At 42.2% G+C, this 13,047-nt stretch carries 13 protein-coding genes and 1 tRNA gene; 3 read left to right on the top strand and 11 right to left on the bottom strand.

All coding sequences use genetic code 11. The features are described from left to right. Positions 1-30: 30 nt before the first annotated feature. The 4 genes from CSV60_RS11640 to CSV60_RS11625 form a co-directional block, all read right to left on the bottom strand. On the bottom strand, positions 31-1,071 hold the full coding sequence (locus CSV60_RS11640; RefSeq protein ID WP_099637094.1) for an NAD(P)/FAD-dependent oxidoreductase: 1,041 nt from the start codon (positions 1,069-1,071) through the stop codon (positions 31-33). 49 nt (positions 1,072-1,120) lie between these two features. Continuing rightward, positions 1,121-1,627, bottom strand: coding sequence for an aromatic-ring-hydroxylating dioxygenase subunit beta (locus CSV60_RS11635; RefSeq protein ID WP_099630648.1), 507 nt, complete (start codon positions 1,625-1,627; stop codon positions 1,121-1,123). Next, complete coding sequence (locus tag CSV60_RS11630; protein ID WP_099637093.1) at positions 1,624-2,895, bottom strand: aromatic ring-hydroxylating oxygenase subunit alpha; 1,272 nt, start codon at positions 2,893-2,895, stop codon at positions 1,624-1,626. Before CSV60_RS11630 ends, CSV60_RS11635 begins: the two co-directional genes overlap by 4 nt. A gap of 92 nt (positions 2,896-2,987) precedes the next feature. Next, positions 2,988-3,764 carry an SDR family NAD(P)-dependent oxidoreductase gene (locus CSV60_RS11625; protein ID WP_099630646.1) on the bottom strand — a complete coding sequence of 259 codons (777 nt, stop codon included), beginning with the start codon at positions 3,762-3,764 and terminating at the stop codon, positions 2,988-2,990. Positions 3,765-4,481: 717 nt separating this feature from the next. Here CSV60_RS11625 and CSV60_RS11620 point away from each other — a divergent pair. After that, positions 4,482-5,369 (top strand): LysR family transcriptional regulator, encoded by an 888-nt coding sequence (locus CSV60_RS11620; protein WP_099637092.1) that lies wholly within the window; start codon positions 4,482-4,484, stop codon positions 5,367-5,369. A gap of 152 nt (positions 5,370-5,521) precedes the next feature. Further along, the gene (locus tag CSV60_RS11615; RefSeq protein ID WP_233189609.1) at positions 5,522-6,748 is read left to right on the top strand and encodes a benzoate/H(+) symporter BenE family transporter; all 1,227 of its coding nucleotides are present in this window, start codon (positions 5,522-5,524) and stop codon (positions 6,746-6,748) included. Positions 6,749-6,991: 243 nt separating this feature from the next. Here the strand turns inward: CSV60_RS11615 and CSV60_RS11610 are convergent. Next, a tRNA-Arg gene (locus CSV60_RS11610) sits at positions 6,992-7,063 on the bottom strand. A 231-nt stretch (positions 7,064-7,294) separates the two neighbouring features. Between CSV60_RS11610 and clpP the strand changes: the two genes are divergently transcribed. Then, positions 7,295-7,891: an ATP-dependent Clp endopeptidase proteolytic subunit ClpP gene (gene clpP, locus CSV60_RS11605; RefSeq protein ID WP_099630644.1), complete on the top strand. Its 597-nt coding sequence runs from the start codon at positions 7,295-7,297 to the stop codon at positions 7,889-7,891. A gap of 341 nt (positions 7,892-8,232) precedes the next feature. Here clpP and CSV60_RS11600 read toward each other — a convergent pair whose 3' ends face one another. From CSV60_RS11600 to trxB, 6 genes are all read right to left on the bottom strand, one after another. Continuing rightward, entirely contained in the window at positions 8,233-8,490 is a 258-nt protein-coding gene (locus CSV60_RS11600) for an HPr family phosphocarrier protein (protein WP_099637091.1), read from the bottom strand. Positions 8,491-8,538: 48 nt separating this feature from the next. After that, complete coding sequence (gene whiA, locus CSV60_RS11595) at positions 8,539-9,465, bottom strand: DNA-binding protein WhiA (protein WP_085131583.1); 927 nt, start codon at positions 9,463-9,465, stop codon at positions 8,539-8,541. A gap of 41 nt (positions 9,466-9,506) precedes the next feature. Beyond that, positions 9,507-10,469: a gluconeogenesis factor YvcK family protein gene (locus CSV60_RS11590; protein ID WP_099637090.1), complete on the bottom strand. Its 963-nt coding sequence runs from the start codon at positions 10,467-10,469 to the stop codon at positions 9,507-9,509. Between the two features lie 6 nt (positions 10,470-10,475). Beyond that, positions 10,476-11,363, bottom strand: a complete 888-nt coding sequence (gene rapZ / locus CSV60_RS11585) for an RNase adapter RapZ (RefSeq protein ID WP_099637089.1) — start codon at positions 11,361-11,363, stop codon at positions 10,476-10,478. A gap of 5 nt (positions 11,364-11,368) precedes the next feature. Further along, positions 11,369-11,845 carry an 8-oxo-dGTP diphosphatase gene (locus CSV60_RS11580; protein ID WP_099637088.1) on the bottom strand — a complete coding sequence of 159 codons (477 nt, stop codon included), beginning with the start codon at positions 11,843-11,845 and terminating at the stop codon, positions 11,369-11,371. Positions 11,846-12,049: 204 nt separating this feature from the next. Further along, on the bottom strand, positions 12,050-13,003 hold the full coding sequence (trxB, locus tag CSV60_RS11575) for a thioredoxin-disulfide reductase (protein WP_099630640.1): 954 nt from the start codon (positions 13,001-13,003) through the stop codon (positions 12,050-12,052). Positions 13,004-13,047 lie beyond the last annotated feature (44 nt).

The raw sequence follows: 13,047 nt of genomic DNA, 5'->3' as shown, positions 1-13,047 counted from the left end.
TATCAGTATACAGAGCATTATGTTTACTAATTATCTGACGCTGATTGCTCTTTCTGCCTTTTCCGTCTTTTGTTCCGTTTCTGACATCAAACTGGTACTGTGCTGAGCCTGCACCTTTGCCTCCGGGTCTATGTGAACCTTTGCATGGCTGATCGCAATCGGTGCTTCGCCAAACCCAGTTGCAATGAGTTTCACTTTCCCCTCATATGTGCAAATATCTCCAACTGCATAAATTCCTTCTATAGTAGTCTCCATTTTTGAATTGACGACTATGGAATTCTTTTCAATTTCCAACCCCCATTGACTTATAGGGCCTAATGAAGATACAAAACCAAAGTTTACAAGTACATCATCCACTTCTATCACCTTACTTATCTCGCCTTTTGCTTCTTTGATTGTCACTTTTTCTATTCTTTCGCTGCCTTCTAGCTTCGCTGGTACGTACGGCGTCAAGATTTCTACTTTGGATTGTTTCAGTAGCTCTACGCTGTGTTCGTGTGCACGGAACTTATCTCTTCTATGAATGAGGGAAACTTTGCTCGCGATTGGCTCTAACATCAAAGCCCAATCTACTGCTGAATCTCCACCGCCGAATAAGATGACATCTTTCCCTGCGAAGTCACTCATATTCGTAACGTAGTAATGAAGATTTCCTTCCGCAAATTCCTCTCCCCTCTCAACATTCATCTTTCTCGGCTGAAAGGCTCCGTTGCCTGCAGTGATGATGACGGTGCGAGAGTAATGTGTCGATTGGCTAGTTGTCAATTTGAAATGACCATCTGCTTGTTTCTCCACATGTTCGACAACTTCATTTAAACAAACTGTCGTTTCAAATTGTTTCATTTGCTCTGTGAGATTATCTACAAGATCTTGGGCTTTCACTTTAGGGAACCCCGCGATATCATAAATATATTTCTCAGGGTACAAGGCAGCTAATTGTCCACCCAACTGCGGAAGACTTTCGATGACTTTTACTGTCATTTGGCGCATACCCGCGTAAAATGCTGTAAACATGCCGACTGGACCGCCGCCGATAATTGATACATCTACTATCTCAGACTGTTCAACCATGGCTGTTCCTCTCCTAGCTAGGTAAAATTTAGATCTACACGACAAACCCTTATAAAATAAGACTGATTTTCCCGTGAGGACGTAGGCTATCATGCTTTAAGGTAACTTTTTTGTCTTGGATCATGATTTTATCGTCTTTCACAATCAGCTTGTAATCATTAACGCCAACAAAACAATCCAACACTTCACGCTTTGTCCGGTATGTCGAGAAGTTGCAGCGCACATGAAGAGAATCACCTTCCTGACCTTTAATCCGTACATTATTCACATTACGTATCGTAGTAGAATGCGGATATTCCACATGTGCTTCTTTTTTTAACAGACGCTCCGCTCTTTCTTTCAGACGTGAACGAGTATCATTGATATAGAAAATCGACTTTGCAGGGTCGGCTTCCGGATTGCCGAGCGGTGGCACAACGTACGTACCGTCATCCGTAAACAGCTCAGACCACTCCACCAGTTTCCACTCATCAAGGAGCTCTGATTCGTAGTATAGAAATTCCTTAATCTGCTGGATGCTTATAGTAACCTTTGTGCTCAGAAGCGTCTCTGTCATGATAAAACCTCCTCTTTCACATTTTCTCTCGTCATAATTTCATTCCATCTTCTCCAGAAACTTCTCATTTGCTCTTCATCCGTAGCCTGTGCTTGTTCGCGGTTCATTCCCTTTGAAATATCGTTCCATTCCACTTCTAAATTGTTCAAGTATCCTTCCTGACACAGCTCAAGAGCTTCGTTGTCATCCGGGGTCGCAAATCCGCCAGGTCCGAGAAACTCGAGGAAGTTATCATTTCTTCGCAATCTGAACTTTTCGCTCTCGTCTTTAGGTGCTAACGAATACCCTGTCACTTCCATATAACCCGGTTCAGTAGGATAGAAGGTCCGTGCCGTGATTGCCATGATGTCGTTTATGACTAGGTTTGGGAAGATCAATATGTTCCGGTTATATTTAGCTATTCGTTCCCCGCGCTCTTCACCATGTAGTTCAATCAATTTGTCTTTTAGTTCCTGTATTTCCTTCTTGTCTTCTTCCTCCCATGCAGGCGTCCACTCCGCAACCGGTCTTCCCCAAGGCGCAATATATTCAATTACCGCATGGCCGTTCCCAAGGTCAGTTCCTTTTCCTTCAAGAACTGCTTTTCTCATCGTAGGATCCTGAGCGGCTTTAATATCAAAATAGGTTTTATGCGTCGGCATGCCGTGGTAAAGATCCACACTGTTCTCAGAAATCAGCTTCCAGTTCGCACGGACACTGTATTGCTGCGGATCGCCCAGAACTTCCAATCCTGCATCTGACTGGTCTGCCACCAGATCGATATATTCTTTCGCATTTCCAAGGTATTCTTCCAACGAAACTGCTTCGCTGTCATAGTTTACAAACATAAAGCCGCGATAACTTTCCAAACGGGAGACTTCCGTCATGTTTTTAGAACCATCACAGTTGAACGTATCAGGGAATCCGTCTTTACCTGGCATCCCTACGAGTTCCCCGTCATTTTTAAATGTCCAGGCGTGATAGAAGCATCTGAATACTTTAGTGTTTCCTTCATTTTCCCTGCAGACTAACGCACCGCGGTGAGGACAGGAATTATATAGAGCCCTGATTACGCCTTCATTATCACGAGTGAATATGAGGTTTCGTCCGCCGACTTTCTTTCTCTTAAAATCACCGTTTTTCGGAAGCTCTGATTCATGTCCAATATAGATCCAACACTCGCTGAAGATCTTCTCACGTTCTTCCTGTAAAACATTGTGACTAGTAAAGACGCTGCGGTGAACGGAAAACTCAGACTTCTTGACGTTCTCAATGATATAGCTTTTCATTATGTTTCCTCCCCTTCATGTTGGCAGTACTTCCACTGCACCCAAATTAGTATTTACAATTCTAAATGAAGATCCCGTCTGGCAATTTGATTTTATTGCATTGTACTTCCGCCATTCACACTAATTACCTGGCCATTTATAAATGATGCTTTATCGGAAGCCAAGAACACCACTGCATCTGCAACCTCTTCTGGATAAGCTCCCCTTCCAATCGGGATAATATCGATATAGCGGTTTACTAGTTTAGTATCTCGGTCACGGATATCATCGAGCAACTCTCCTTCTACTGCTGGAGGGGCGATGACATTTGCGGTGATATTACTCTTCGCAAATTCTCTCCCTAATCCCGAAACAATAGCGTGAACTCCGCCTTTCGCAGCGTTATATGCCGCATGATCCCATAAACCGTTACGGACTGAATCTGCACCGATGTTTATGATTCTTCCGTAATTTTGCTCGACCATATGAGGTAGAACTTTATAGCATGACCAGAGCATCGTCCATAAATTCCGATCAATGGTTGTTTTCAACGTTTCCGGTGTCTGTTCTAGGAACGGTAGAATGACACCGCCACCTGCATTGTTCACGAGGATATCTATCTTCTTCCAGTTTTGAATCGCCTTGTCAGTCATTTCCGCGACATTCTCTTCCTTGGATAGATCACCGATATAATAATCCGATTGCTGACCCGTCTCCTTGGTAATCTCCTCTGAAACGGCTTTTGTACGTTCAGGATTTGTTCCAGTTACTAATACATTCGCTCCCTGCTGTGCAAGTCCGATTGCAATCGCTTTCCCGATGCCTCTCGAAGAACCTGTCACAATTGCAACCTTGCCTTCTAAAAGTGATTCCTGCTGCTGACTAGCCATAATTTCAGTCATCTCCTTCGATTTGTGAAAACCATACATTTTTGATCCGGTAGTCAAATGAAATTCAGTATTTTTTTCATATCCTACAGTTAGTCACTAAAAGTTGACTCTTCGCTGTATACAGTGTCCAGTTATCATTCATTGAGTACTTTCTATACTGCGTGGAACGTTTTACCACTCCAATCACTAACACAATTGTGATGGACGAATTAGTGAAATGAAAAACACCTGTTTGAGTGCTCAGTTTCCTGAAAGAATAATGATCCATTTTAAACCACGGATTGTAACCGCATACATTTTTCGACAAGAAACAATTTCCCTTCCGCTGGATTTCCACGTTTTGAGTAAAGCGCCTCAAACTTGTTTCCCAAGTAAACTTGTAATTGTGTCAGTTCAATGAACTTAACTTACTCTCAGTATAAGATGTGAAAATAGATAACACCAATCGAATATAATTTGTCATTTGTACTATTCTGAAGATTTTTTCTATACGGATTTTCCGGTGTCTTCACGCCTTACTATGTGTTCAACTTTTCCAGACCCTTACAGTAAAGATATTTGGTAGATTTAGTTTCTGCTCTATAGATGAAGGAAAAAATCATTTGGGTATTACGACTGAAAAATGTTTTTGACAGCTTTAAATCTAGTGCTATACTTATTGAATAATTACCAATTTGGAATAAATTCCATCTTATTATCTGCATAGGGGGTAAGCAATTGGATAAAACTCAGCTGGAAACTTTTTTGACTATCGTGGAACAGAAGAGCTATTCAAAAACAGCAAATTTGCTAAATGTTACACAGCCTACAGTCACAGCCCGGATAAAGAATCTGGAGCTCGAGTTGTCCTGCTCGTTATTTGAACGAGTCGGCCGGAAGATTGTTCCGACAAAAGAAGGCACGGTTTTTTTTGAATATGCAACGAACATATTAACGTATATGAACCATTCAAAAGAAGTAACAAAGCATTCCAACTTCCCTGAAATCAGAATTGGTTTTTCACCCGGTTATTCCTATTCCTTTATGACCGAACTCCTGAACGCAATCATTACGATTGAAAACTTAAATATTACAATAATTGAAGGTGAAGATTCCTGCAGTCTGAACGAACAGATTTTATCAGGTGAATTGGATTTAGTATTCACCCGAAACGTTAGCGCCCACCGCCCAGAAATCATAACGGAATATCTTTTTGATAATAATTTAGTCGTTGTTCTAGGAAAAGATCATCATCTGGCTGATAAGGATGTACTCGCAATCGGTGACCTAGAAGGTGAAACACTGATCAGTTACAGGCGAAAATCCAATCTCTGGAAAGAAATTGATCAGAAGTTGGTCGGTGTTCCCGATATTAAACGAATTGATGTGGACAATAACGAAATGCTGATAACGATTATCGAAAGTGGAATAGGAGTCGGTATTACACCATCTCTTGGAATCCATAGATTAAATAAAAATGATATAATCGTCAAAAGTATTGAAGATATCTCTAATATCCCGAACAGAGTCTATGTGCAGTACAGAAAAAGCTCTATAATTGCTGCGCCTGTCAAGAAAATTATATACTCCATCATCAACCATGAAATGGAAGTAACATGTAATTAAGCCATAAATGTAAGCGCTTATATTTCTAAATAATTAATCTACTGCAGAAAGACTGTTTCCAGGAATTCTTTTCGTTTCCATGGCGAGGCAGCATCTGCACCATTTTACCGTGGAAATAGAAACGCAGATTTATAGCTGGGAGGCTGGGATATGTGAAAATAACTACTCTGCGTGCGCACTTGAAAGATCTGGGTAATCACACAAACTTAAATACCATCAGCGCAGGGTTGGTGGCAGCAATCTTCGGTTGCACAGGTCCAGCTTTAATCATCATTGGTGGCGCAACAAGCGGTGGCTTATCTTATAGCGAGACCATAAGTTGGATATTTGCCGTTTATTTTTTCAGTGGATTGCTCGGTATTTTTCTCTCATTACGATATCGTCAGCCTATCGCAGGCGCCCACTCCATTGCCGGTGCAGTATTAGTTGCTGGATCTTTAACCCATTTCTCTCTTCAAGAAGCCATCGGGGCTTATTTAGTGGCGCATGTGTTAGTAATCATTCTAGGTTCATCGGGCATAATCGACAAAGTGATGAAGTGGATACCAGTGCCAATCGTCATGGGGATGATTGTCGGTGTCATGATCCGTTTTTCCACAGAAATGATTACCTCCGTCACGGTTTCCCCACTATTGGCAGGCTCTACTATTTTGGTATTTTTACTGTCAACACGCTTTTTGAAGAAATTCCCACCGGTTTTACTAGCGCTTCTGATCGCTGTTACATTGGCTATCTTTATGAAAGAGTTTCAATTGCAAGACATTACCAGTACATTTATATTGCCGCAGCTCATTATGCCCAGCTTCAACTTAAACGCTATTTTGTCTATTGGCATACCGCTTGCTCTGCTGATTATCTGTACAGAAAATGCCCAGGCATCCGGCGTACTGACAGCTCAGGGTTATAAGCCTCCGAATAATATGATGGCGATTCATGGTTCTGTTATTGGTTTGATTGGCTCTTTCTTTGGAGCGCATGCCATCAACATCGCAGGCCCTATGACAGCCATTTGTTCTGCTGATGATGTGGGAGGAAAAGAGAGCCGGTACGTGGCTTCGGTAGTATGCGGCGTCCTGTTCTCAACGTTCGGGCTGTTTGCAGCGGCGGTTGTTCCTCTTGTCATCGCCATGCCAGGAGTAATTGTCAGTGTCATCGCTGGACTTGCTATGCTCGGCGTTCTCATGAATTCACTGAAGAAAGCCTTCTCACCAAACAATTTCCAGATGGGCGCATTCTTTTCTTTAATCATCGGTATGTCAGATATTAGCTTCCTGAACATCAGCGCACCTTTATGGGCAATCGTTGGTAGTTTACTCGTTTCATTCCTCGTTGAAAAAGAGCACTTCGTCTCGGATAAAAAAGTGGAAACGGCTGTGTAGGACACCGGTAACCGGCGTCCTATATTCCGGATTTAGCCAAACAGCCAGCGTTCGCAAAGCCAAGCGATTCGTGAATACTTATACGAAACCAAAGACTGCCAAGGGATATTTAGCAACGAAGTTTAAAAGAAGTGCCAGACGGGGAAAATAAGAATAGAAAGCCGAGAGCAATAGAAATTCGAGCATAAAAAAAGCGTTTGAGCATAATCGCAAAATGCGAACTGTTCAAACGCTTCACTATGATGCCCTCGGCGGGAGTCGAACCCACATTTCAAGCTTCGGAGGCTTGCGTGCTATCCATTGCACCACGAGGACTAAACGTGTAGTATCAAGCTTTAACTATAATTACTCAACTACAGAAAAAAGCTTTTCTTCTGTAAGAGACATCTTCCATTATATCGTAGAATATAATGAAAAGCAATGTGTATTTTTAAGGCAAATGATTTGACCTTTGTTGACCTTAATAGGTAAAATACAGTTATAGTTGAAATACGAAATGATTTCAACCGAACGAATATTATGAAGTGATTAAAGGAGGAAGTCTAATTGAATCTAATTCCTACAGTTATTGAACAAACAAATCGTGGTGAGCGAGCGTACGACATCTACTCTCGTCTATTAAAAGACCGTATTATCATGTTGGGGAGCGGCATTGACGACAACGTGGCAAACTCCATCGTTGCACAACTGCTATTCTTGGAAGCTGAAGATCCAGAAAAAGATATCTCCATTTACATTAACAGCCCAGGTGGAAGTATCACAGCGGGTATGGCAATCTACGATACAATGCAATACATCAAGCCAGACATCCGCACAATCTGTGTAGGTATGGCAGCATCTATGGGTGCATTCTTGCTAACTGCTGGTACAGAAGGTAAACGTTACGCTTTGCCAAACGCAGAAGTAATGATTCACCAACCACTAGGTGGCGCACAAGGTCAGGCAACTGAAATCGAAATTGCCGCAAAACGCATCTTACACCTACGTGAAAAACTAAACCAAATCCTTTCAGATCGCACGGGTCAGCCAATCGACGTCATCGCAAAAGACACAGACCGCGATAACTTCATGACTGCCGAACGCGCTAAAGAATACGGCCTAGTCGACCACGTTCTAGAACGCAGCGAAATCGAAAAGAAATAATCACTATAGGTTGTCCGGAACGCCAAATGGCCTTCCGTGACAACCTTTTTTATTTGGATTTGGGTTTGGATTTCGGTCTAATCTTTCCGTATAAATGCATCAGCATTCCAACTCCTAAAAAGCGACACCAGTTGATCGGAGTGGAAGGCGGCGACTCCCGCGGGAATAGCATGTGCCTTGAGATCCCGCAGGTAGCGAAGCGGACGAGGAAGCTCAAGCCATGCCCGCAGGAAAGCGTCCGCCTGGAACGCAGATCAACTGCGCCTTCCCCCTCACTACGTAAAAAAATAAAAAAGGTAACGAAACCCAACTACAGGTTACCGTCACCTAATCAAATCATCTTACTGCTCCTCTTCCACTATGTCAGCCAAATTCTGAAGAGCCAAATCCTCATCAATCCCGTCCGTAATCAACGTGATCTCCGTCCCCTTCGCAATCGCCAAACTCATAATCCCCATGATACTCTTTGCATTCACTTGACGATTATCCTTCTTCAAATAAATATCAGCCGAATACTTATTGGCCTCCTGCACAAATAACGCCGCCTGTCTCGCTTGCAAACCAGGTTTAATTCCTACTTTCACTGTTTTTTCTACCATATTGTGTGCTCCTTTTCTTCCTCTTCTTAAGAAGGATCTACTAATAATTTACCGTAATCGATCTGCGATTTCTTCAATCTTACGCAAACGATGATTGACACCCGATTTACTAACCGGTGTACCCGTTACTAGCTCGCCTAGCTCTTTTAGCGTCACATCTTGATGAGTAACACGTAATTGAGCAATCTCTTGTAGACGTTCCGGTAATTGATCTAAACCAATCGTGCGCTCAATCAATTTAATATTTTCTACTTGCCTTTGTGCTGCACCAATCGTTTTATTCAGATTAGCGGTTTCACAATTCACTAGCCGATTCACACTGTTGCGCATATCTCGCATGATTCGCACATCCTCAAACTTCATAAGGGATACATGTGCACCAATGATGCCCAGGAAATCGGATATTTTTTCTGCTTCTTTCAGATACGCGATAAATCCTTTTTTGCGTTCAATAGATTTTGCGTTCAAATGAAAATGGTTCATCAACTCAACAAGTGATTGACTATGTTCTTGATAGCTTGAGAAGACTTCCAAGTGATAAGAAGACGTCTCGGGATTATTAACGGAACCTCCTGCCAGGAAAGCTCCCCGTAAGTATGCGCGTGCACAGCAGTCTTTTTCAATTAGCTGTGGATCGATCGTGTTAATCATTTGGAAGTCATGTGTCATAATTGATAATTCTTCCAGTAAGTGCTTGGCTCCATCACGGATACGGCAAATATAGACATTGTTTTTCTTTAAACGCATTTTTTTCCGTACAAGCAATTCCACTTTATATGGATACAACGCCTTCACATTCGAATACAAACGACGCGCAATAGAGGCATTTTCCGTTTGAACATCAAGACTAAGTTGTTTATTTGAAAAAGACATAACACCATTCATACGGATGAATGCCGCAATTTCTGCTTTCGTACAACAATCATCCGTTTCAATCTGCGTCAATTCTTTTTTTGTTTTGGATGCAAAAGACATGATATTCCCCCTCTTCGGCGATTTTCACATCTATCCGCCTTCTACGTTCTCTCTATATAACGCATCAACATATCTGACACTTCCATTGTTTTATGCATAACCGTCCCATCGATAAGGGACGCAATCTCTTGCACAAATACTTCAGGCACTAGCGCTTGCAGGACCTCCAAATCATTCTCCACAAGCCAAGGCTCTTCATTTTCAAACAGATTATGCATACGTCTGAACGCTTCTACATTATTCACTAGAACTGCATCAAGAAACGGTTCTCCCGCATGATCATAGAGTGCCTGAACATGCTCAGAAGCAGTATATCGATACGTTTCGCCACGTTGTGTAGTTAAGTTACCAACATAGACCTTTTTTGCAGCACTTTCGAGAATCGCTTCGCGAATGTCCTGCACTAAAAGTGTTGGCAAAGTACTAGTATACAAGCTTCCCGGTCCAAATACGATTAAATCTGCATTTTTTATCGTATCGGCTGTTTCTGGTAATGGTTTTACATCCTGAGGCGTGATGAAAACGTTACGGATTTTCCTTCCATAGAGAGGAATTTTCGATTCGCCTGTAATGATTGAACCATCTTCAAGCTCTGCATGCAAGGTAATTCGCTGATTTGCTGCAGGTAATACTGTTCCTTTAATATTTAGAACAGCGCCCATCTGCTCGACTGCACGGGCAAAATCGCCAGTAATAGTTGTCAAGGCCGTAAGCATTAAATTCCCAAGAGAATGTCCCTTCAAACCATCTGATCCCTCAAAGCGATGCTGGAACATTTTTTCGATCATGGGCTCAACATCTGAAAGCGCTGCCATAACCTGTCTTATATCGCCAGGCGGCGGGACGTTGTACTGGTCAAATAAACGACCTGAACTTCCCCCATCATCCGCCACTGTCACAATAGCTGTCAATTCGATTGGATAACGCTTTAAACCGCGAAGGATATTAGATAATCCTGTACCGCCTCCGAACACAACAACGCGTTTCCTCGTAGTGGATTGCATATTATGTCAACCCTTTCTTTTTTCAACATCCCGATGCGATACATGTGTTGGGTAATCGCCTTTAAAAACGCCAGTAAAGTATTCAGCGAGTGTAACAGAACGGTGTTGACCACCTGTACAACCGAACGCGATGACTGCCTGACCTTTTCCTTCTTGTTTATACTGTGGAATTAAGAACTTGAATAAGTCCGTTAGTTTCTCAATTAATTCTTTCGTGTCCGCCCATTTCAATACATAATCCGATACTTCATGATTCAAACCTGTCAACGGACGTAATTCTTCCAAGTAAAACGGGTTCGGTAAAAATCGTACGTCGAATACTACATCTGCATCAATCGGCATCCCATGCTTGAAACCAAATGATACAAAATTCAAGGTAAAGTTCGGCTCGCCTGCTTCGGAAAACTCACGTGTGATTTTTTCCCGTAAGTCCTTGGGCTTTAATTTCGATGTATCAATAATAGAACGTGAAAGACCTTTTATTTCAGTCAGTAAATGACGCTCTTTGCGAATCCCTTCGAGTAACACGCCACCTTCCGATAATGGGTGTGATCTGCGCGTTTCTTTATAACGTTTCACAAGAGCTTCATCATCTGAATCCAGGAACAACAAACTGGTTTTGACATCTTCCATCTTGAATAATCCTTCGAGTGCTGTAATCATGGAATCAAATAAACTTCCGCCGCGCGTATCCATCACTGCGGCAATACGTCTCATCTGATTATTCGACTTCATCATCAAATCGAGGAATGTTACAAATAGTTCGGGTGGCAAATTGTCGATACAATAGAATCCCATGTCTTCAAAGCATTGCATAGCGACTGTCTTGCCTGCACCTGACATACCCGTAATAATTACCACTTCATATTCATTTACCACTTGTGGTTGATCCATAAATATTATTCACCTTCCATTGATTGTTGAAGTGATTCCCGCAAGAGGCGGAATTGCTCTGTATAATAGAATGTTCCATACTGCATGCCTTGCTGATTCACTGCAAAGAGCAAATTCTTGCGATCACCTTCCGCCATTGGCAGTGTATGCAAACTTTCTATCGGATGCCATTCTAATTCACCTTCGATAGTTGTCTTCATCAATTCTCCGGAATAATCATGTGCGACAAATGTGAAGAGTAACCATTCGTTCAATAATTCTTTTCCCTCATCGTCCATAATCATCATCGTATATATGCCTTTTACATGTGGCGAGATTGCCTGCGCACCGGTTTCTTCGAGAAATTCACGATGAGCTGCTTCATAGACCGATTCACCTTCGTCTATTTTCCCTCCCGGTGCCACATACCATCCACGCCTCGGCTTCTTTAGTAATAGGACTTGACCGTCTTTCACCACGAGCAAGTTAGCAATTTTTTGCATATGTAGTTCCCCACTTTTCAAGTATGTATGTATAGTATACAACGCTTTCATTGAAAACGAAAAAAAAAGACGGCTATTCACGGAAGTTTATACCGTAAATAGCCACAAAGTTGCTATATTATGAAAGGGGGTGTCTTTCTTTTTCTATTATCCCTCTCTTATATTGCAAGACGATTACACACACGTTACAATTTCAACGATCGTTTATGCCTTTGCTTCTACTTCTTCCGCCAACTCTTCAATATACTTCTGAGCTGCTTGAGCTGCAATACTGCCGTCTCCTGTAGCCGTCACGACTTGGCGTAATAATTTCTCCCGCACATCGCCAGCAGCAAAAATACCAGGAATTTTTGTTTCCATAATATCATTCGTTTCGATATAGCCGTTTTCATCCAAAATGCCTAGATCTTTGAAAGGCCCTGTTATGGGATCCAATCCTATATAAACGAACATACCTTCCGTTTCCATTTCGCGTTCAGAACCGTCTTCAGTTGAGACGAGCGTCAAGGAACCAATCTTACCATCCTTTTCATTCACTTGCTTAACCGTTGAATTCCAAATGAAATCAATCTTCTCATTTGCGAATGCACGCTCTTGTACAATTTTTTGTGCACGCAATGTATCACGACGGTGGATGATTGTTACCTTGTTAGCAAAACGTGTTAAGTATGAACCTTCTTCTACCGCCGAGTCACCGCCGCCAATTACGACGATATCTTTATTACGGAAGAATGCTCCGTCACATACCGCACAATAACTCACACCACGACCAGTCAATTCTTCTTCGCCCGGAACGCCTATCTTGCGGTATTCAGCACCTGTTGCCAAGATGATCGCACGTGCTTTATATTGTTTCTCACCCACATAAATTGTTTTGAATTCGCGGCCGTCTTCGATTTTCGTTACGTCACCGTAAGCATATTCTGCACCAAAACGTTTCGCATGATCGAACATTTTTGTGGAGAGATCTGGACCTAAAATACTCTCAAATCCAGGATAGTTCTCTATTTCTTCTGTGTTAGCCATTTGACCGCCTGGCACGCCTCTTTCTAACATCAATGTAGACATATTTCCTCGTGATGTATAGACAGCCGCTGTCATACCTGCTGGTCCTGCACCCACGATGATTACGTCATAAATCTTTTCTTCCGTCGTCATAGTCGTTTTCCTCCTTCAAAATATGCACCTTATTTGGTGTTATT

The organism is Sporosarcina sp. P7 (genome assembly GCF_002743425.1).
Taxonomy (GTDB): domain Bacteria; phylum Bacillota; class Bacilli; order Bacillales_A; family Planococcaceae; genus Sporosarcina.
The sequence above is the reverse complement of the archived record's forward strand: the minus strand, read 5'-3'. Positions and strand labels throughout refer to the sequence as shown.